Below are 20842 nucleotides of genomic sequence, written 5' to 3'. Positions count from 1 at the left end.
ATGCGGATCATCGATCTTTCGACGCCTGTCGACGCGAAGGTCTGGGAGCCGAATCCCGTGGTGCACGAGGTGCTTTCCCCCGCCCAGGGCGCCGTGCACATGGCCGAGGGCATGCGGGACAACCACGGGCTCGACTTCGATCCGGCCGTGCTGCCCGACGGCGAGTTGCTCAGCCTCGACACGATGACGCTGACGACGCACACCGGCACCCATGTGGACGCGCCGTCGCATTACGGCACGAAAACGTCGTACGGGACACCGCGCCACATCGACGAACTACCGCTCGAATGGTTCATCGGGCCGGGCGTCCTGCTCGACATCAGCGACGCGGGCACCGGCACGGTCGACGCCGCTCGCCTGCGCCGCGCCTGTTCGGACATCGGGCACACGCCGGGTCCCGGCGAGATCGTGCTGCTGCGCACCGGGGCGGACGTCCGGTCCGGCACCCCGGCCTACTTCACCGATTTCACCGGGCTCGACCGGTCGGCCACGGCGTTCCTGCTCGATCTGGGCGTGCGGGTGATCGGCACCGACGCGTTCAGCCTGGACGCGCCGTTCGGCCACATGATCCGCGAGTACCAGCGGACCGGCGACGACGGCGTGCTGTGGCCGGCGCACTTCCTCGGCAGGGAACGCGAGTACTGCCAGATCGAGCGGCTGGCCGACCTGGCCGCGTTGCCCGCGCCGACCGGGTTCACCGTCAGCTGCCTGCCGGTGAAGCTCGCCGGTGCGGGGGCGGGCTGGGCCCGCGCGGTCGCGATCGTCGACGAGAGCTGAGCGGGCGGCGGGGCGCCACACCGGTGCCCCGCCGCCGGGCCGCACGAGGGGTACCCCGTGGTTGAGCCGGACTGTTTCCCCGGAGGGATGCGGACTCGTCGAGGAGCCCGTTTTCCCTGCCACTTAAGGCGATTCCGCTTCCGGAGGCGGGGCAGGGGCGAGTAGCAAGGAGGCATGATCTTCACCTTGCTCGGACCGCTCGAGGTCCACTTCGACGGAGAACTCGACCTGCCTTCGGCCACCAAGATCCGGTGGACACTGGCCCAGTTGCTGCTGCGGGCGAACCAGGTCGTCGACCGGTCCGCCATCATCGACGAACTGTGGGGCGAGCAGCCGCCGCGCAGCGCGCTGACCACCGCGCAGACCTACATCTACCAGCTCCGAAAACGTTACCGGGCAAGGTTTTCCGGGCCGTTCATCACCACTCGCGCCCCCGGCTACATCCTGCACGCCGACCCGGCGGAGATCGACACGTTCGTCTTCGAACGGCTCACCGAGGAAGGCGGCGCCGCGCTGATCGCCGGCGACGCCGTCCAGGCCGCGGACCGGCTCCGCGCGGCACTGGCACTGTGGCGCGGACCGGTGCTTTCGGACATCCCGGCGGGCCCGATCCTCACGCCCTACATCACCCACCTCGACGAGATCAGGATGCGCGCCCTGCGCATGCGGACCCTCGCCGACGCGCATCTCGGGCGCTACCGCGAGCTGATCCCGGAGCTGCGTTTCCTGACGCACGCGCATCCCTACGACGAATGGCTGCACGAACAGCTCATCGTGGCCTTGCACGCCGTCGGGCGGCGGGCGGACGCGCTCGAGACCTACCAGCGCCTTCAGCGCACTCTCGACCGCGAGCTCGGGATCGCCCCTTCACAACCCCTGCACCAGCTGCATCACGACGTCCTGGTCGGCGTCGAGCGGCCGCGTTCGGCGGAGCACCTGCTGCAGTCCATGCCGTGAGGGTCTTGCCCAAGTACGTGAAGGCCCCCTTCATTGCGCCTAGCGCAATGAAGGGGGCCTTCACGTACTTCCGGGTTCAGGGTCGCGTGAGGACCATCGCGCTCTGGAAGCCGCCGAAGCCGCTCGACACGCTCAGCACCGCGTTCGTCCGCTGTTCGCGGGCGGTGATCGGCACGTAGTCGAGGTCGAGTTCGGGGTCCGGCTCGGTCAGGTTGGCCGTCGGCGGGATCACCGAATGCTCGATGGCGAGCGCGCAGGCCACCACCTCCAGCGCGCAGACGGCACCGAGCGAATGCCCGATCATGGACTTGATCGAACTGACCGGCACCCGGTGGGCGTGCGCGCCGAGGCTTCGCTTGTACGCCGCCGTTTCGTGCAGATCGTTCTGCTTCGTCGCGGACCCGTGCGCGTTGACGTAGTCGAGGGCCGTGGGGTCGAGCCGCGCCATGTCGAGCGCCGAGGTGATCGCGTCGGCGAGCTCCGCGCCGTCGGGCCGGAGACCGGTCATCGAGTAGGCGTTGCTGCGGGACGCGTGCCCGGCGATCTCCGCGTAGATGTGCGCGCCGCGCCGCCGGGCGTGCTCGTACTCCTCCAGCACGACCAGCGCCGATCCCTCGGCGAGGGCGAACCCGTTGCGGGTGCGGTCGAACGGCCGGGACGCGGTCGCCGGATCGTCGTTACGCGGCGTGGTGGCCTTGATCGCGTCGAAACAGGCCACGGTGATCGGGGAGATCGCCGCGTCGGAGGCACCGGCGAGCATGACGTCGGCCGCGCCGTCGGCGATCAGGTCACTCGCGTGGATCAGCACGTCGATCCCCGAGGTGCAGCCGGTGGAGACGATGCCGACCGGGCCTTGCGCGTCGGTCTCCCAGGCGATCTCCTTCGCCATCGAGGACGGCACGAAGTAGTCGTACAGATAGGGCGCGCCGTGCCGGTCGTCGACCAGCCAGCCGCTCCCCTCGTCGCTGACGATCGCGTACTCGCGGTCGAGACTGATCGTCATCCCGCACGCGGTGCCGACCATCACGCCGGTTCGTTCGGGTGTCAAAACGCCGCCGAGCCCGCTGTCGGCCATCGCCTCCCTCGCGGCGACGACGGCGAACTGCGTCGTCCGGTCCCACGCCCGGATCTGACGTCGGCTCAGCCCGGCCGCCACCGGGTCGAAGTCGCATTCCGCGGCCACCCTCGACCGGAAGGGGCCCGCGTCGAACAGGGAAATGGTCCTGGTCGCCGTTCTCCCGGCGGTCAACAGATCCCAGTAGTTCCGGGTGCCGATCCCGCCCGGGGCCACCACCCCGATCCCGGTCACCACCACTCGTCGCGCTCGCCGCATCCGCCACCTCTCTCCGCCGCAGTTACCGGGCGAGGATGCGCGTCCGCGTTCGTACCGTCCTCGACTCGTCTTGGACGCGGCGCGCTCGACGGGCACGCGAACCGGCGCTGTCACGGTGATCGCCGTCCCACGGTGTGGTTCCCGCCGCGCCGGCGAGCGAAAGGTCTTCCCATGCCCGAAGAAACCACGACCGCGGTGGCTCGTGCCCGTTCGGTGATCGAGCTCAACACCGCCTATTTCCGGGCGAAGGCGATGCAGAGCGCCGTGGAACTCGGCGTGTTCGAACTGCTCGCCGAAGCCCCCGCGACCGCCGAGTCCACCCGGCTGGCCCTCGGCGTGAAACACCGCCTGTTCCCGGAATTCCTGGACGTCCTGTGCGAACTCGGCCTGCTCGAAAGCGACGGCACCGAGTACCGCAACAGCGCGCTGGCCTCGGAATTCCTGGTCCCCGGCGCCCCGACGTACCTGGGCGGGACCGCCAAACAGCACGCGAACATGCACTACCACGCGTGGGGCAAGCTCACCGAAGCGCTGCGGGAGGGCAAGGCGACCTCGCCGGTGGCCGGCCTCGGCCCCGCCGCGTACCCGACGTTCTACCAAGACCTCGACAAGGCCCGGCACGTGATGGCGCATATGGACGCGCACAACGGGTTCACCGGCGACGAACTCGCCCGCGAGATCGACTGGAGCCGCTATCGCAGCTTCGCCGACGTGGGCGGCGCGCGGGGCAACGTCGCGGCACGGATCGCGCTCGCCCACCCGCATCTGTCCGGCGAGGTCTTCGACCTGCCGGGGTTGGCGCCGCTGGCGGACGAACTGCTCAAGGACCTCGGCGTGGCGGACCGGGTGAAGTTCACCGGCGGCGACTTCTTCGCCGAACTGATGCCCGCGGTGGACGTCCTGATCCTGGGCCACGTCCTCGCCGACTGGCCGACCGAATCGCGGCTCGACCTGATCGACCGCGCCTACGCCGCGCTCCGGCCCGGCGGCGCGATCGTCGTCTACGACGCGATGATCGACCGTGGCGACGAACGGCTCGACACGTTGCTGCAGCGCATCAACAGCGCGATCATCCGCGACGACAACTCGCAGTACAGCGTCGCCGAGTGCCAGGGCTGGCTGGCCGCGGCCGGCTTCCGGAACGAACGGGCCTTCCGGACCGACACCATCACGCGCGACCACTTCGTGATCGCCGTCAAACCGAACTGAGGGAGTGAAGTGGACTACGACGTCCTGGTGGTCGGCGGCGGGCCGACCGGAATGATGCTCGCCGCCGAACTGCGGCTGGCCGGGGTCCGCCCGCTGGTCGTCGAGCGGCTGGAAGAGCCTTACGCGTTCTCGAAGGCGCTGGGCATCCATGCCCGCAGCATCGAACTCCTCGAACTGCGCGGTATCCACGACCGGTTCCTCGACGGCGCGCCGCTGCTCTCGGGCGGGCACTTCGCGAGCCTCCCGGTCGGGTTGAACTACCAGGCCCTGGAGACCCGGCATCCCTATGGCCTGTACCAGAAACAGGTCGACACGGAACGCCTGCTCACCGCGCGCGCCGAAGAGCTCGGCACCGAAATCCGCCGGGGGCACGAACTCACCGCGCTGGCGCAGGACGAAGACGGCGTCACGGCCACCATCACCGGGCCGGACGGCGAATACCGGGTGCGGGCGGGCTACGTCGTCGGCTGCGACGGCGGCCGCAGCCGGACCCGCAAACTGGCCGGGATCCCTTTCCCCGGCCAGGAACCGGGGCTCGCCGTGCTCATGGCGGACGCCGAGTTCTCGGGCGAACTGCCCAAGGGCGAGGGTATGGGGCCGTTGCGCCCGTACGGTGTCATCCGGCGCGACCTGCGGGCGTGGTTCTCGGCGGTGCCGCTGTTCGAGCCGGGGATCTACCGCGCCATGGTGTTCCGCTACGACCACGTCTGGCCGGACCGCGGCCTGCCGGTCACCGAGACGGAGATGCGCGAGGCGATCACCGAACTCGTCGGGCACGACTGCGGCCTGACCGGGATCCAGTGGCTCACGCGCCTGACCGACGTCTCCCGCCAGGCCGAGCGATACCGGGAAGGCCGGGTGCTGCTCGCGGGCGACGCGGCCCACGTGCACTTCCCGTCCGGCGGGCCGGGGCTGAACATGGGGCTGCAGGACGCGATGAACCTCGGCTGGAAACTCGCGGCGGCGGTGAACGGGTGGGGCACCGCCGAACTGCTCGACACCTATCACACCGAGCGGCATCCGGTGGGGCAGACGGTGTTGCGCAACACCCGGACGCAGTGCGCGCTGTTCGACCCCGACCCCCGGCTGGACGCCGTCCGGGAGACGTTCACCGATCTCCTGCGCATCGACCAGGTGAACCGCCACTTCACCGGTCTCGGCTCCGCGCTCGACGTCCGGTACGACCTGCCCGGCGAGCACCCCCTCACCGGCGCGCGCATGCCCGACCTGGACGTGCTGACCCCCGACGGCGTCCAACGGCTCAGCGGGTACTTCCACGACGGCCTCGGCGTGCTGGCCGGCGCGTCCGCGGAACGGTGGAAGGACCGGGTGACGGCCGTCGAAGGGGAGTTCGAGGGGCCCGCGATGCTCGTGCGGCCGGACGGCTACGTCTGCTGGGCGGGCGATCCGGACGCGGACGAAGCGGGCCTGGACCTCGCGCTGCGCACCTGGTTCGGGCCGCCGCTGTAGGGCGGCGGCTGTAGGGCTGGGCTGCAGGGTAGGGCGGCGGTGAGACAGGGCTGCGGTGAGGCGGAGCGGCGGTGAGGCGGTGGTCGGGTTGGTCGTGAGTGTTTTGTGTCGTTAGAACGACACTTACCACTCACGACCACCTGGACCCACCACTCACCGCCGCCTCACCCCCGGCCCGCCCCGGCCCGGCTCCCGGCGGGCACCAGCCGTCCTCGAAGGGCGGTCGGCACCGTGAGCGGTATGACGGAAACCCCACTCCCCCACCAGGTGGTCGATCCGGAGACGTTCCGGTCGATCATGAGCGCGTTCCCCTCCGGCGTCACCGTGGTGACCACTTTGGACGGTGGCGGCGAGCCCGTCGGTGTCACGTGCAGCGCCGCGTGCAGTGTCTCGCAGGACCCGCCGCTGCTGCTGGTCTGCCTGCACCGCGCCAGTTCCGTGCTCGCCGCGCTGGTCGAACGCGGCGGCTTCGTGGTCAACTTCCTCCGCGACAACCGCGAGGACACCTCCGCGCTCTTCGCCTCCCGTACGAGCGACAGGTTCGCATCCGTGCCTTGGGAAGCCAGTCCGCGATCGGGGCTCCCGTGGCTGCCGTGGGACACGGTCGCGCACGCCGAATGCCAGGTCGTCCGGACCGTGGACGCCGGGGACCACGTCGTGGTGCTGGGCGCGCTCACGCACGGCGCGGCGCACGAAGCGCGGAGCCCGCTCATGTACTGGCGCCGTCGCTACGGCACGTGGCCCGCCGACGAGGACACGATGGCGGTGGCGCTCACCCATGCCACCGAAGGCTGAGCACTGGCGGTACGGGAAGCTCACCTACTCTAACTTGCAGACCGTGCAAAGTTGGCATACTCTGCAATCCATGTCCCGCAGGGAACGTCATCGCGCCCGGAAACGGCACGAGATCAAGATGGCCGCCGTCCGGCTCGCCCTGGCGAGCAGTCCCGGCGAGGTGACCGTCGACGCCATCAGCACGGCGGCCGACATCGCCCCGCGCACGTTCTTCAACTACTTCTCCAGCAAGGACGAAGCGTTGACGCCGGACAGCAACTGGACGGCGCAGGAACTCCTGGACCTGTTCAACGCCCAGCCCGCGGACGAAACGCCGCTGCGGTCGCTGCGGGGCGTGGCGAAGCAGATCGCCGATTCGTACGCGCCGTCGCCGGAGGAACTCGAGCTCTGGCAACGACATCCCGAACTACTCACGCTGGCTCAACCCGAAGACGAAGAAGAGATCTTCCCGGCCCTGATCGACGCCGTCACCGAACGACTGGGTGACGCCTCCCCGCATCCGATCTACCCGAGCCTGCTCGTGACCTCGGTGTTCGGCGCGATGCACTGCGCGGCGAGGGCCTCGTGGTCGGTTTCGGACAAGACCGTCGAAGACCTCGTCGACGAAGCACTGGACCTGCTCGAACGCGGTCTCTGAGCTCCACCGCACTTTCCGGCCCTTTCCCGGGGGAGGGCCGGCGCCCGATCCTGCCCTCATCCACCGGAAGGCACCGAAATGGCCACAGAACAAGAAGCGCAGACGGGCAGGCTCCAGCGCGGCCAGCTGCGCGTCATCGTCATCTCGATCATGGTGTGCATGACGCTCAGCGCGCTGGACCTGACGATCGTGTCGACGGCCGCGCCGAAGATCGTCGGCGAACTCGACGGACTGCCTTACCTTTCCTGGCTCTTCAACACCTACGTGATCGTCGCGGGGATCACCACTCCCTTGTACGGCAAGCTTTCCGACATGTTCGGCACGCGACGGCTGTACCTGTTCGCGCTGACCACCTTCCTCGTCGGCTCCGCGCTCAGCGGGCTGGCGCAGACCATGTTCCAGTTGGTGGCTTTCCGTGCCCTGCAAGGGATCGGGGCCGGCGGGCTGACGGTGCTGACGATCACCGTGATCGCGGAGGTCGTCCCGCCCGCCGAACGCGGCAAGTACATGGGCATGTTCGGCAGTGTGCTCGGCGTCGGCGCGATCGCCGGACCGCTGCTGGGCGGCCTGCTCACCGACGCGCTGTCGTGGCGCTGGATCTTCTACATCAACCTGCCGCTCGGCCTGATCGCGCTGGTGGCGATCTTCCGCACGCTGAAGCTCCCGCCCAAGCGGTCCGACCGGCCGATCGACTTCCTCGGCTTCGTCCTGCTGGCGGGCCTGGTCGCGGCGATCACCCTGGTCACCTCGTGGGGCGGCGGCGAATACGCCTGGGGCTCCTCCACCATCCTGCTGCTCATCGGCGCGTCCGCGGTGCTACTGGTGCTGTTCGTGGCGAGGCAGCTCACGGCGCCGGAGCCGATCATGCCGCCGCGGATGTTCAAGGTCTCGTCGGTCACGCTCGCCTGCCTGGCCAACGTCTTCGTGCACACCTGGGCCACCGTCGTCCCGGCCTTCGTGCCGCTCTTCGTGCAGCTGGCCATGGGGCGCACCGCGACGAACACCGCGTTGCTGCAACTGCCGAACATCCTCGCCCTCATGGTGGTTTCGACGGTCAGCGGCAACCTGATCACCAAGTGGCGGCGGTACAAGTGGGCCCCGGTGCTCGGTACCGCGCTCGGGATCGTTTCGCTCCTGCTGTTCTCCAGCATGACGCCGGACACCAGCCAGTTCCTGCTGATGGCGTACATGGCGCTGTTCGGGATCGCGATCGGGCTGTGCATGCAGCCGCTGCTGGTGGCGATCCAGGTGACCGCGCCCGAGGCCGACATGGGGGCCGCGATCGCGGCCGGGACGTTCTCCCAGCGGATCGGCGGCGCGGTCGGGTTCGCCGTGATGGCCGCGCTGTTCTCCGGCTGGCTCGGGTCGCGGCTGACGACGGCCGGGCTGACCCAGGAGACCGCCTCGGCGGAGTCGGTCGGCTCGCTGGCGCCCGAAACCCAGGCCCTGGTGCACCAGGCCTACGCGGACGCGATCTCGGAGGTCTTCCTCTGGACCGTCCCGGTGGTCGCCGCCGGCCTCCTGCTCAGCGCCCTGCTGAAGAACATCAAGGTCGACGAGGACGTCGAGATCGACGTCTGAGCCCGGAACCCGTGTCCGTCCTGTGTGTACAGTCCACAGAGGACACCGATGAAAAGGCCGCCTTGCCGGATCCCCCACCGGCAAGGCGGCCTTCTTCGTCGCTCAGGAAGTGCCGAACCAGGTCCTCAGCGCCTCGGCGAGGCCCTGGTCGCCGTCCTCGGCCGCCCAGGCCACGTACCCGTCCGGGCGGATCAGGATCGCGCCGGGCCCGGTTCCCCCGGCGGCCTTGTGCTCGACCCGCTCGACGCGGCCCGCCCAGCCCGGCGGCAGCGGGAACCGCCCGGTCAGGTCGAGCAGCAGCGGTTTCGCCGCGCGCAGCAGTTCGGCCACGCGGACCCCGCCGTCCAGCTCGATCGGCGGAACCAGCGCGCCCACCAGCGGATGCGCGCCCTCCGGCGCCGGGTACCGCGCGTCGAGACCGGTGAGCAGCCGCGAAAGGTGCAGGTTCACCTCGTCGATCGCGAGCAGTTCGCGGAACAGTTCCCGCACCGGGTCGATGGTCTCGGCCGGGTCCATCAGCGCGAGCTGCGCCCTGGTCTCCAGGATGACGCGCTCCGCGGCGGGACGCCGCTCCCGGTCGTAGGTGTCCAGCAGTTCCTCCCCCGCCCGGCCGCCCAGCCGCGCCCCCAGCTTCCAGCCGAGGTTCATGGCGTCCTGCAGGCCGAGGTTGAGCCCCTGCGCGCCGATCGGGAAGTGGACGTGCGCCGCGTCGCCCGCGAGGAACACCCGGCCCTTCCGGTAGGAGTCCGCCAGCCGGGAGGCATCGGTAAACCGCGCCAGCCACGTCGGCTCGCTCATCCCGATGTCGCGACCGCTCACCCGGCGCACCGCGGCCCGCAGTTCCTCCAGCGTCACCGGCACGTCCCTGCCGGGCACCTCACGGTCGAACTCGCAGGTGAACACCCGGATGCCTTCGCCGGGCATGCCGACGGCCATCACCAGCCCGTGCGGGGTGCGCAGCGTGCCGGGGATCCCGGACGGGAACTCGTCCGGCGCGTCGAGCGTGACGTCGCCGAGCAACGCGGAGACCTGGCCCGCGCGACCGGGGAAGCCGATGCCGGCGAGTTTCCGGACGGTGCTGCGCCCGCCGTCGCAGCCGACCAGGTATCCGGCGGTGAGTTCGTACTCGCCGTCCGGGCCGCGCACGGAGATCCGCACGCCCTCGTCGTCCTGGTCGACGCCGGTGATCTCGTGCCCGCGCCGGATCTCGACGCCTAGGCCGCGGGCGTGGGCTTCGAGGTGGGCCTCGGTCCGCGCCTGCGGGATGCCGAGGGTGAACGGATGCTCGCTGTCGAGCTTGTCGAGGTCGAGCAGCGGCGGGCGGATGGCGGCGAAATGCGTTTTCGGGATCTTGATCGCCGTGGCCTCGAAGCGGCCGAGGAGACCGCGGTGGTCGAGCAGTTCCAGCGTCCGGGTCTGCAGCCGGAAAGCGCGCGAATGCGGATCCGGTTCGGCGAGCCGTTCGAGTACCACCACCGAGGCACCCGCCAGCCGGAGTTCGGCGGCGAGGAAGGCGCCGACGGGGCCGCAGCCCGCGACCACCACCTGGGTGTCTGTCATGCGGATTCTCCTTCGTGTCCAAGGGAAAGCGAAAGGCCGGTCGCCGGTCCCTGGCAGGACCGGCGACCGGCCGGGGGTGACGGGGTCAGTGCGTCGGGACCGCGGACGCGAGCAGCTCGCGGATCTCCGGCCGCGGATGCGCGGCCGCCCAGTCCCCGATCGACGCCATCCGCTCGTCGGTCGGGTCGATGAACCGGATCTCGGGCCGGTCGAAGCCGAGCGGCGGCAGCATCCAGTCCGCGGCGCGGACCTTCGCGGCGAGCATCTCCGCCGCCTCGTCCGCGGCGAGGGAACCGGCGTCCACCCGTTCACACGCGCCGACGACGTCCTCGTACAGCTCGGAGTAGAAGTCCGTCGGGCACCACAGCCCGGGGTACTTCGTGTCGTCCAACGCGCGCAACGGCGCGTCGGAGCCGACGGTCCGCGCCTCGCGCAACGCGTTCAGCACGTGCTTGCCGCCGAGCACACTGCCCGCCGCCCAGACCCGGAACAGCGAGTTCCACAGGTCGTAGTGCTCGAAAGCGACGAAGGCCCCGTTGACGAGACGGTCGTTGTAGTCGAGAAGGCCCTGTTCGAGCTTCTCGACGTACTCGAACCTGTCAGCCGAGAAGTCGTCCTCGGTCAGGGCTTCGATCAGCCGCCACGCCAGCGCGTTGATGACCTCGCTGGTGTTCGAAAGACCGCGGGAGAAGAGCGGGTCGATGAACCCCGCGGCGTGCGACATCAGGCACCAGCGGTGCCCCACCGTCTTCGTCGACGAGTACTGCATCCGGTCGGTGCGCACCCATTCGCGCACCGTCCGCGCCCCGGCCAGCTGTCGTTTGACAGCGGGGAAACGGTCGACATGCGACCAGAATTCCTCCTCCGCGGTCAGGTCGGGGCGGGCGGGGTAGCGGCGCGGGTCGAGCTGGATTCCCACACTGCACAAGGGATTCGTCGCGCCGGGGTGGTTGTCGAACGGGATGACCCACATCCAGCCCCGCTCGAACATGTGGTGCATGGTGCCCTCGTTGAACGGGACCGGCGGCTGGTCCGCCGGGCCGAACCCGAGGTGGTCGTCGGCGGGCTGGACGCCGATCATGTGCGTGAAGAGCGAACGGGCGTGGTGCTTGAGCCTGCTCGGCCGCTCCCGCAGGTTCAGCTGGGTGGCGAGCGGCGAGCGGAACCCGCTGGCGTCGACCAGGTAGCGGCCGCGGTGGCTGGTGCCGTCCACCCCGTGCACGACGACCTCGTCCTCGCCGAGGTCGATGCGGTCCACGCGGTAGTTCTGCCGGGCCTGGCAGCCGTAGCGGATCGCGGTGTGCAGCATGTACGCGTCGGTGTCCTGGCGGAAGAAGTGCGCCGCCTGCCCCATCATCGACGGGATGCGGAACATGTTGGTCTCGCGCGGATCCGGCTCCTCGCCGTCCCTGTGCAGGGCGAACCCGAAGTTGCTCTTCACCCCGTGCGAGCTGCTGATCCGGGACTGGACGGTCTTGAAACTCGCCAGGTCGGCGATCTCCGGCACGTCGTAGCGGGCGGCGATCAGCTTCAGCACGCTCAGCGTCTGCCCGATCGTCGACTCGCCGACGGCGAACCGCGGGTGCTGGGTGCCGTCCAGCATCAGCACCGAGAAACCCTTGCGCGCCAAAATCGACGACAGCATCGTCCCCGACAGGCCGGTGCCGATGACGATGACATCGTGGCGTTCGGTGGACTCGTGGCGTTCGGTGGAGTCGGTCATCTCGTTCCCTTCGCTCACGCCGTGGTGACCAGCGGGCTGTTGCAGGCGTCGGCCCCGCGCGCGAACTCTTCGAGCAGCCCGACCAGCTGCCCGGGGGCGGGCTGCGCCTCGTTCTCCCGCTTCAGGGCCTGCGCGCTGTCGCGGTACTCGGGCTTCGTGAGCACCGCGCCGACGGCGTCGGCGATCGCGTCGGCGGGGGCGGTGTCCGGGTCGGGGACGGAGATCCCCGCGCCGGTGCCGACGATCTTCTCGGCCCAGAAGTCCTGGACCGCGCTCTGCGGCATGACGACCTGCGGGACGCCGTTCGACGCGGTGTTCATCCCGGTGCCGACGCCGCTGTGGTGGACGACCGCGTCGGCGGTCGGCAGCAGCAGGCTGAACGGGAAGTTCTCCACGATCCGCACGTTCTCGCGCGCGGCGATACCCGCTCGCGAGGCGCGGTCGACCGCGACGATCACCTCCGCGCCGAGCCCGCCGACGCCGTCGACGATCCGGCCGATCAGCTTGTCCAGCAACGTGGTGGTGAGGCCGGGGGTGACCACGACGCGCGGCCGGTCGTCCCGGCGGACGAGCCAGTCCGGCTCGACCAGCGGCCCGTTGTAGGACACCAGGCGCATCGGCGCCCACGGGATCCGGTGCGGGTCGCGGAGGCTGGGCAGGCACGGGTCGATGTACGCCTCGTCGAAGACCGGCTGGAGACCGTGCGGGGTGAACAACCGTTCGTAGACCGCCGTCAGCTCGGGCGCGCGGTAGTCGAACCCGAACGCGAAGCCGAAGGTGTGCCCGATCGCCGGGACACCGGCCGCCGCCGCGGCCACCAGGCCGACGGTCGCCGCCGAATCGTGCACCACCAGATCCGGCTTCCAGGACCGCGCGAACTCGACGGCGTCGGCCGCCTGTCCTTCGGCCGCGGCGAGGATCCGGCTGGCCATGTCGACCCGCAGTTCGGGGTCGAGCAGGTCCGGCTGGGTGACCCAGTTGCCCTTGAGGGTGCGCGGGCTGCCCTTGTACGCCAGGCCCGCGTGCCGGTTCTGGGCCTCCTGGATGGCCTTCTCGTCACCGAGCGGCACCACCGCCAGCCCGGCGTTCGACAGCGCCTGGACACCGAGCGGGCGGACGGCGACCCGCACCTCGTGTCCCGCCAGCTGGCAGGCCCAGCTCAGCGGGACGATCCACGGGACGTGCGCCCCTGCCGCGGCAACAAAGAGAATTCGCATCGCGTCTACCTTCCGGAGTCGGGTTCGGCTTCGGACGCTAGGAAGCCGGCTTCGACAGGACTTCGAGCGCACGGCGAGTGAAGGGCACCTGTCCGGGCTGTTCTGCTGGTAAGATCGCGAATCGAACGATGTTCCGTCGAAAGGAGAATGGTGTGAGGTGCGCTGTCGAGTCCCCCAGTCGTATGGACCTTTCGACAGCACTGGAGCCATTCATCCATGCAGCACGTCAACATCGGGATCCTCGCCCACGTCGACGCCGGTAAGACCAGCCTCACGGAGCGGTTGCTCCATCAAGCGGGCGTCATCGACAGGATCGGCCGGGTCGACAGCGGTGACACGCAGACCGATTCGATGGAGATGGAACGCCGCCGCGGCATCACCATCCGTTCGGCCGTCGTGTCGTTCGAACTGGACGACGTCCACGTCAACCTGATCGACACCCCCGGCCACCCGGATTTCATCGCCGAGGTCGAGCGCGCCCTGCGCGTCCTGGACGGTGTCGTCCTCGTCGTCTCCGCGGTGGAAGGGGTGCAGGCACAGACCAGGGTGCTGATGCGCGCCGTGGCACGCCTGCGCATTCCCGTCCTGGTCTTCGTGAACAAGATCGATCGGGGCGGCGCCCGGTACGAGAGCCTGCTCGCCGACCTGACCGACCGCCTCGGCCTGACTTGTGTCGCGATGTCCGAAGTGGACGGTTTGGGAACCGTCGAGGCGCGCAGCGCGCCGAGACAGCTCACGCCGTCACCGGGTCTCGCCGAAGTGCTCGCCGAGCACAGCGACACCTTCCTCACCGCCTACCTCGAAGACGAGGACGCGTTGACAGCGAAGGACTATCGGGCGGAACTGGTCCGGCAGGCCCGCCGCGGCCTCGTCTCCCCGGTGTTCTTCGGTTCGGCCCGTACCGGGGACGGAGTCGCCGAAGTGACCGCGGGAATCCGCGAATTCCTCGGCGGAGCCGGGAAAGCCGCCTCCGACGGCGAACTGCGGGCGAACGTGTTCAAGATCGAACGCGGCAACGCGGGGGAAAAGATCGCTTATGTCCGGGTCTTCTCCGGTGAATTGTGCGCGCGGGAAAATGTCCGGTTCCATCGGCCGGGTCCCGGCGGCTTGCTCGAATTCGACGGGAAGGTCACGGCGGTCCGCGTCTTCGACCGCGGGGTGGACACCGTCGAGTCCTCCGCCGGGGCCGGGCGGATCGCGAAGGTCAGCGGGCTCAAGGAGATCCGGATCGGCGACCGGATCGGCGCCGCCGACGGCAGGACGGAGTCCGCGCACTTCCCGCCGCCCAGCCTGGAGACCGTGGTGCGGCCGGTCGATCCGTCGGACACCCCCGCGCTGTTCGCCGGCCTGCGGGAACTGGCCGAGCTGGACCCGTTGATCACCGTCGCGCAGGACGACGAGACGCGGCGGATCACGGTGCGGCTCTACGGCGAGGTGCAGAAGGAGGTCATCCGGGAGACCCTCGCCGAACAACGCGGCCTGGCCGTCGAGTTCACCGGGACGCAGACGGTCTGTGTCGAGCGGCCTACCGGCGTCGGCGAATCGGTGTGGGAGATCGGCGACGGGCGCAACCCGTTCTTCGCCACGCTCGGGTTGCGGGTCGGGCCGGGCTCGCCGGGCTCGGGCCTGACCTTCGGGCTGGACGTCGAGCTCGGCTCACTGCCGCTGGCGTTCCACAAGGCGATCGGGGAAACGGTCGAAACGGCGCTGCTGCGCGGCCTGCACGGCTGGGAGGTCGTCGACTGCGCGGTGACGGTGACCCGCACCGGGTACTTCAGCCCGATCAGCGCCGCGGGCGACTTCCGCCGGGTCACCCCGCTCGCGCTCGGCGAAGCGCTGCGACAGGCCGGGACAGAAGTGCTGGAGCCGGTCAGCCGGTTCGAGATCGAACTGCCCGCCGACGCGGTGAGCGCGACGCTCTCCCGGCTGGTCGAGTTCGGCGGGCTGGTGACCGAGTCCAGCATCCGCGGCACGAGGGCCGAACTCGGCGGCACCCTGCCGACCGGTGAGGTACACCGGTTCGACCAGCAGTTGCCGGGGTTGTCGCACGGCGAAGGACTGCTCTCGACGGAGGTCACCGGCTACCGGCCGGTGCAGGGCCCGCCGCCGGACCGGCTGCCCGCCCCTGCCGCGCTCTGAAACTGCTCCAAGGGCCCTCAAAGGGAAAGGGGTTGTCTGGCCTGGCCGGACAACCCCTCCCCGAGGAGAACCCATGGGCACCATCCTGAGCCTCGACAAACTGCTCGTCCTGCTGAGCGAGAGCGCGGGCGAAGACGAGACCGTCGACTACACCGGGGACATCCTGGACGTCGACTTCGAGGCGCTCGGCTACGACTCGCTCGCCATGTTCAACACGGTGAACCGCATCGAACGCGACTACGGCATCACCGTCGGCGACGACATCGTCGCCAGCGCGAAGACGCCGCGGGTGCTGCTCACGGAGATCAACGAACGCCTCCGAGAGGCCAGCTGACCCCGTCCGCGCCACCGAAAGGAACGACATGTGCGGAATCGCCGGCTGGGCGAGTTTCGACCGGGATCTCGCGGGCCACCGGGACGTGCTGGCGGCCATGACCGCCACCATGGCCTGCCGCGGGCCGGACGACGAAGGCCTGTTCGTCGACGGTCCGGTGGCGCTCGGCCACCGGCGGCTCGCGGTGCTCGACCCGGTGGGGAGCAAGCAGCCGATGACGGCGTACGGCGACGGGCGGCCGCTGGCGACGATCACCTTCTGCGGCGAGGTGTACAACTTCGCCGCGCTCCGCACGGAACTGGCGGCCCACGGCCACCGGTTCCGCACCAGCGGCGACACCGAGGTCGTCCTCCAGGCCTATCTGCGCTGGGGCGAGGACCTGGCGGACCGGCTCGACGGGATGTTCGCCTTCGCGGTGTGGGATCACCGGAGCCGCGAGTTGCTGCTGGTCCGCGACCGGATGGGCGTCAAACCGCTGTACTACCACCGGACCGCCGACGGGGTGCTGTTCGGTTCGGAGCCCAAGGCCGTCCTCGCCCATCCGGCGGTGCGGCGGACCGTCGACGCCGACGGGCTGTCCGAAGCGCTGGACATGGTCAAGACCCCCGGCCACGCCGTGTTTTCGGCGCTGGCGGAACTCCGGCCGGGCCATACGCTCCGGGTGAGCACCTCCGGCACGGTCCAGCGGCGGTACTGGGCGCTGCGGGCCGAGGAGCACACGGACGACCTCGACACCACGATCTCCACCGTGCGCGAACTGCTCTCCGATGCCGTCCGGGCGCAGCTGGTGTCCGACGTGCCGCTGTGCACCCTCCTGTCCGGCGGGCTGGATTCCTCGGCGATCACCGCGCTCGCCGCGCGCCACAGCCCCGGGCGGATCCGCTCGTTCTCGGTCGACTTCGCCGACGCCGCCACGGTGTTCACCCCGGACGCGGTCCGGGGCGGGGCCGACGCGCCGTTCGCGCGAGAGGTCGCCGCGCACGTCGGTTCGGACCACCACGAGGTACTCCTCGACAGCGCCGGGCTGACCGACCCCGCCGTCCGGGCCGCCGTACTGGGGGCTGTCGACCTCCCGCCGGCGTACTGGGGCGACATGTGGCCCTCGCTGTACCTGCTCTCCCGCGCGATCAGGGAGCACGCGACGGTGGCGCTGTCCGGGGAGTCCGCCGACGAACTGTTCGGCGGCTACCGGTGGTTCCACAACCCGAACGCGATCGGCGCCGACACCTTCCCCTGGCTCACGTCGGGTTCGGCGCGGTACTTCGGGGGGACGTCGCTGCTGGACCGCGGCCTGGTCGCCAAACTCGACCTGCCCTCGCGCCGGGAAAGCGCCTATCGCGACGCGCTCGCCGAAGTCCCGCGGCTCGCCGGGGAAAGCGGGACGCAACGGCGGATGCGGGAACTCTCCTACCTCAACCTGACCCGGTTCGTGCAGACCCTGCTGGACCGCAAGGACCGGATGAGCATGGCCGCGGGTCTCGAAGTCCGCGTCCCGTTCTGCGACCATCGGCTCGTGCAGTACGTCTTCGGCGTGCCTTGGGCGTGGAAGTCGTTCGACGGCAGGGAAAAGAGCCTGTTGCGCGCCGCCGTCGCCGACCTCCTGCCGCGTTCGGTGCTGGAGCGGCCCAAGACGCCGTATCCGGCGACGCTGGACACCGGCTACGAGAAGGCGCTCCGGGCGGAACTGGCCCGGGTGGACGCCGATCCGGACGCGCCCGTACGGCCGCTGCTCGACCGCGAACGGGTGCGCGCGCTGCTGGCCAAGCCCCTGCGGGAGCAGAGCCGGTCCTATGACCGCGGCGGCCTGGAGATGGCACTGTGGCTCAACTCCTGGCTGGACCGCTACCGGATCCGGCTCGATCTCTGATACGGCACGGGAGGCCCGATGAGAACCGGTCCGCGCGTCCTGATCGTCGAGAGCAACCCCGTCTTCCGCGGCGGGCTGAGGTCCGTGCTCGGCGCCGCCGGCCTCCGGGTGGTCGGCTCGGCCGCCGACGCGCCGTCCGCCGCGCCGCTGATCATGCGGGAGCTGCCGGATCTCGTGCTGCTGGGTGACGACGACCCGGGCGCCGACCTCGAAGCCGGTCTGGACCGCATCCTGGAGGCCCGCGCCGACCAGCAGGTGTTGCTGCTGGTCGGCAGGCACTCCCGCGCCGCCGCGGCCCAGCTGCTGCTGCGGCCGGGGGTGCGCGGCAGGCTGCCGAGGGAGGTCACCGACGACCATCTGGTCTCGGTGATCCGCGAGATCGGGCAGAACGACGAATGGATCTTCGTCTCGGCACCCCAGGCGGCGCTCCCCGCCCTGCTCACCAGCGAACGCACCGTGCTCTCCCTGCGGGAGCAGGAGGTCGTCCGGCTCATGGCCCGCTCGCTGACCAACCGGCAGATCGCCAGGACGCTGCAGCTGAGCGACGGCACCGTCAAACGGCATGTGCACAACATCGTCGCCAAACTGGGCGCGGCCTCGCGGATGGACGCCGTCCGCCGCTCGGTACTGATCCCGCCCCCGGAGCGATGACGCGCCCGGCCCCCTTTAGCGGAATCCGGGGCGATCGACAAGGATAATTCGCGTGCTATACTTTGCGACGCCGATAGACCATTCGCCGAAGTAGGACGAAGAACAGCCGAAACCCCATTCGACTATCACTCTCGGCACTCGTTCGACTCCGGATCACATTCGCGATTAATCGTCGGGCAAAAGGATGAATCCCAGCGTCCGGACCGCCGGGTAAAGACTACATTACTCAGTCATTTACTACCCGGAATACGGCGACCAAATAGCGATACTCGTCCTCTTTGTCCACTTGTGAACGATTACCGATGACGCCCCGACGGGTCACCTCAATGGACGATTCCAAGCCTTCGGCGAGTCGTTAACCTCAGCTACGAGCCCCCCGAGGCGCTCGATAGAAACGCGTACACGGGGAGTTGTGTTCCTGGGGACGAAGGTATTGCTTGGGGGTTACAAATTGCGATCACACCATTTTCCGAGAATGGTTGATCCGGTTTCGAACAACCAGAACAAAAGGTGTACGGCGCGAAATGCTTCGTCACCGAAAGAATTCCTTCCGACAGGCACGACAGTGACTCCGCGTGTTCGTTCCTGACCGGAAGGAGATGTTTTGCCGTACGCAAACAACGCCACGAGGATCCTGGTCGTCGAGCCGAACCCCGTCTTCCGGATGGGTCTGCAATCCTTCCTCGCCGCCGAGGAGAACTTCGCCGTCTGCGCCGCCGTGGGCAGCGTGGACCAGGCGATCGAAGTGCTGCACCGCCAGCCTGTCGACGTCGTGCTGTACGGAATGGAGGAGGCGGCGCCGAACCGGACACCGGCGGCGGGTCTCGCGCGGCTGTTCCGCCAGCGCCCCGGCTACCGCGTGGTGGTGCTCAGCCAGGGCGAACAGCCCGGCTCCGCGGAAGCCTTCCTCGGCTCCGGCGTCAGCGCGTACCTCCCGAAAGACGTTTCGGGAGAGCATCTGGTCTCCGTGGTCCGCGGCGTGAGCGGAGACCACGAACTGGTGTTCATCGTGACCTCACGGGTCGGGATCGCGTCCATCGTGCGCCCCCGTGAGCTGGGACTTTCGAGCCGGGAGCGGGAGATCATCCTGCTGGTCGCCGAGGCGCTGAGCAACGCCGAGATCGCGAGCCGGCTCCTCATCACCATCGGCACGGTGAAACGCCACCTCCGCAACATCTTCGTGAAGCTGAGCGCGGTCTCGCGGATCGACGCGGTGAACAAGGCACGGGCCGCGGGCATGCTGCCCGTCCCCGCCTGAGCCGCGCCCGGGGGGTGGATCGCCGCCCGCCCCTCGGGCCTCTCCGCCCGTGGTCAGTTCACCGACGCCGTCGACTCCTCCGGCCGGTACTCGTACCGGACGAGCGAACGCGCGCCCGTCGCGACCAGGCCGATGCCCGCCACACAGGCCAGCCCGCCGGTCCAGACCGCGCGGCGGATCCCGAACAGGCTGCCGAACAGGCCCGCCCGCAGGTCGCCCAGTTGCGGCCCGGCGGAGCCCACCAGCATCTCGATGCCGGCGAGGCGGCCGCGCAACCGGTCCGGGACGACGTGGTTCCACAGCGTGCCCCGGAAGAGATCGGCGACGAAGTTGGTCGCGCCACCGAACGCGAGCATCACCAGGGTCAGCCACCACCACGGGCTCAGCCCGACGCCGATCATCGCCACGCCCCAGGCGGCCGCCGCGACGAGCATCGCGATGCCGTGCCGCCGGATCCGTGACGACCAGCCGCTGGTCGCCGCCGCGACGAGGCCGCCGACCGCGGTCGCGGAGAACATCAGGCCCAGCACCCACGGCGCGCCGATGTCGGCGGCCAGGAAGGCGAACAACGCGAACGGCAGCGCGAGCGCCGTGGCCACCAGGTCCACGAGGTAGCTGCCGACCAGCAGGGGACGGCTGAGCGCGTAACGGACCCCTTCGGCCATCGCGCGCAGCGAGGGCGGCGTCGCGTGCTTGCCCACCGGCTGCGGCCGGACCCAGAAGATCAGCAGCGCGGACAGCGCGAAGGTGACAATGTCGATCAGATAGGCCGCCCGCAGGCCGAGTACGGAGATCAGCACGCCCGCCACGGCGGTACCGCCGATCGCCGAGGTGTTGGCGCGCAACGAGTTGAGCGCCAGCGCCTCGGTCATCTGCTCGGGCGGCACCAGCCGGGGCACGATCGCGGTCATCGCCGGGCCCTGCAGCCCGCCCACCGCCGCCGCGGCGCCGACGGCGACGTAGAGCGGCCAGAGCAGCGGCCGGTCCAGCAGGACGTTCAGCAGCAGGCCGACCGAAAGCAGGCCGAGGGCGATTTCGGTGAACAGCACCATCAGACGGCGGTCGATCGCGTCGGCGAGGGCGCCGCCGTAGAGCCCGAAGACGATCATCGGCACCAGCTCGACCGTGCCCATCAGGCCGACGGCGAGCGGGGAGCCGGTGAGCTCCTTGATCTGCACCGGGATCGCCAGCAGGGTGAGCACGGTCCCGAACGACGTCACGAAACCGGACAGCCAGAGCAGGCGGAAATCCCTGGAGGTGCGCAGCGGTCTCGTCCCGGGCAGCAGCCCACGCAGCATTCGGTGCCTCCGGATTTCGGCTCAGCGAAGCCAAAA

17 protein-coding genes are annotated in these 20842 nt (G+C 69.7%); 12 read left to right on the top strand and 5 right to left on the bottom strand.

Annotation, left to right across the window (positions count from 1 at the left end; genetic code table 11):
• Together ACZ6YV_RS24315 and ACZ6YV_RS24310 are read left to right on the top strand one after the other, a co-directional pair.
• Positions 1-777, top strand: coding sequence for a cyclase family protein (locus ACZ6YV_RS24315; protein ID WP_465511799.1), 777 nt, complete (start codon positions 1-3; stop codon positions 775-777).
• 174 nt (positions 778-951) lie between these two features.
• Entirely contained in the window at positions 952-1734 is a 783-nt protein-coding gene (locus ACZ6YV_RS24310; protein ID WP_465511798.1) for an AfsR/SARP family transcriptional regulator, read from the top strand.
• 76 nt (positions 1735-1810) lie between these two features.
• On the opposite strand, the gene ACZ6YV_RS24305 is transcribed toward ACZ6YV_RS24310, so the two are convergent.
• A complete protein-coding gene (locus tag ACZ6YV_RS24305) occupies positions 1811-3067 on the bottom strand; it encodes a beta-ketoacyl-[acyl-carrier-protein] synthase family protein (protein ID WP_465511797.1) in 1257 nt (418 codons plus the stop codon).
• A 171-nt stretch (positions 3068-3238) separates the two neighbouring features.
• Here ACZ6YV_RS24305 and ACZ6YV_RS24300 point away from each other — a divergent pair, with 171 nt between their 5' ends.
• The 5 genes from ACZ6YV_RS24300 to ACZ6YV_RS24280 all read left to right on the top strand — a co-directional run bounded on the left by ACZ6YV_RS24300 (position 3239) and on the right by ACZ6YV_RS24280 (position 8759).
• Positions 3239-4276, top strand: coding sequence for a methyltransferase (locus ACZ6YV_RS24300; RefSeq protein ID WP_465511796.1), 1038 nt, complete (start codon positions 3239-3241; stop codon positions 4274-4276).
• Between the two features lie 9 nt (positions 4277-4285).
• Positions 4286-5746: an FAD-dependent monooxygenase gene (locus ACZ6YV_RS24295; RefSeq protein WP_465511795.1), complete on the top strand. Its 1461-nt coding sequence runs from the start codon at positions 4286-4288 to the stop codon at positions 5744-5746.
• Positions 5747-5986: 240 nt separating this feature from the next.
• Positions 5987-6541: a flavin reductase family protein gene (locus tag ACZ6YV_RS24290; protein ID WP_465511794.1), complete on the top strand. Its 555-nt coding sequence runs from the start codon at positions 5987-5989 to the stop codon at positions 6539-6541.
• Positions 6542-6611: 70 nt separating this feature from the next.
• Complete coding sequence (locus ACZ6YV_RS24285) at positions 6612-7178, top strand: TetR/AcrR family transcriptional regulator (RefSeq protein ID WP_465511793.1); 567 nt, start codon at positions 6612-6614, stop codon at positions 7176-7178.
• 78 nt (positions 7179-7256) lie between these two features.
• Positions 7257-8759 (top strand): MDR family MFS transporter, encoded by a 1503-nt coding sequence (locus ACZ6YV_RS24280; RefSeq protein WP_465511792.1) that lies wholly within the window; start codon positions 7257-7259, stop codon positions 8757-8759.
• Positions 8760-8861: 102 nt separating this feature from the next.
• On the opposite strand, the gene ACZ6YV_RS24275 is transcribed toward ACZ6YV_RS24280, so the two are convergent.
• From ACZ6YV_RS24275 to ACZ6YV_RS24265, 3 genes are all read right to left on the bottom strand, one after another.
• The gene (locus tag ACZ6YV_RS24275; RefSeq protein WP_465511791.1) at positions 8862-10319 is read right to left on the bottom strand and encodes an FAD-dependent monooxygenase; all 1458 of its coding nucleotides are present in this window, start codon (positions 10317-10319) and stop codon (positions 8862-8864) included.
• Between the two features lie 85 nt (positions 10320-10404).
• On the bottom strand, positions 10405-12042 hold the full coding sequence (locus tag ACZ6YV_RS24270) for an NAD(P)/FAD-dependent oxidoreductase (protein ID WP_465511790.1): 1638 nt from the start codon (positions 12040-12042) through the stop codon (positions 10405-10407).
• Between the two features lie 14 nt (positions 12043-12056).
• A complete protein-coding gene (locus tag ACZ6YV_RS24265) occupies positions 12057-13259 on the bottom strand; it encodes a nucleotide disphospho-sugar-binding domain-containing protein (protein WP_465511789.1) in 1203 nt (400 codons plus the stop codon).
• Positions 13260-13475: 216 nt separating this feature from the next.
• Between ACZ6YV_RS24265 and ACZ6YV_RS24260 the strand changes: the two genes are divergently transcribed.
• The 5 genes from ACZ6YV_RS24260 (at position 13476) to ACZ6YV_RS24240 (ending at position 19508) form a co-directional block, all read left to right on the top strand.
• Positions 13476-15398 (top strand): GTP-binding protein, encoded by a 1923-nt coding sequence (locus ACZ6YV_RS24260; protein WP_465511788.1) that lies wholly within the window; start codon positions 13476-13478, stop codon positions 15396-15398.
• Between the two features lie 73 nt (positions 15399-15471).
• On the top strand, positions 15472-15732 hold the full coding sequence (locus ACZ6YV_RS24255; RefSeq protein WP_378237382.1) for an acyl carrier protein: 261 nt from the start codon (positions 15472-15474) through the stop codon (positions 15730-15732).
• A 28-nt stretch (positions 15733-15760) separates the two neighbouring features.
• Positions 15761-17599, top strand: a complete 1839-nt coding sequence (asnB, locus tag ACZ6YV_RS24250; protein ID WP_465511787.1) for an asparagine synthase (glutamine-hydrolyzing) — start codon at positions 15761-15763, stop codon at positions 17597-17599.
• 18 nt (positions 17600-17617) lie between these two features.
• On the top strand, positions 17618-18250 hold the full coding sequence (locus ACZ6YV_RS24245; RefSeq protein WP_465511786.1) for a LuxR C-terminal-related transcriptional regulator: 633 nt from the start codon (positions 17618-17620) through the stop codon (positions 18248-18250).
• Between the two features lie 604 nt (positions 18251-18854).
• A complete protein-coding gene (locus ACZ6YV_RS24240) occupies positions 18855-19508 on the top strand; it encodes a LuxR C-terminal-related transcriptional regulator (protein WP_465511785.1) in 654 nt (217 codons plus the stop codon).
• Between the two features lie 53 nt (positions 19509-19561).
• On the opposite strand, the gene ACZ6YV_RS24235 is transcribed toward ACZ6YV_RS24240, so the two are convergent.
• Positions 19562-20806, bottom strand: coding sequence for an MFS transporter (locus tag ACZ6YV_RS24235; protein WP_465511784.1), 1245 nt, complete (start codon positions 20804-20806; stop codon positions 19562-19564).
• Positions 20807-20842: the final 36 nt, after the last annotated feature.

Source organism: Amycolatopsis sp. NPDC102522 (assembly GCF_055584485.1).
This window is presented reverse-complemented; position numbering and strand designations above follow the sequence as displayed.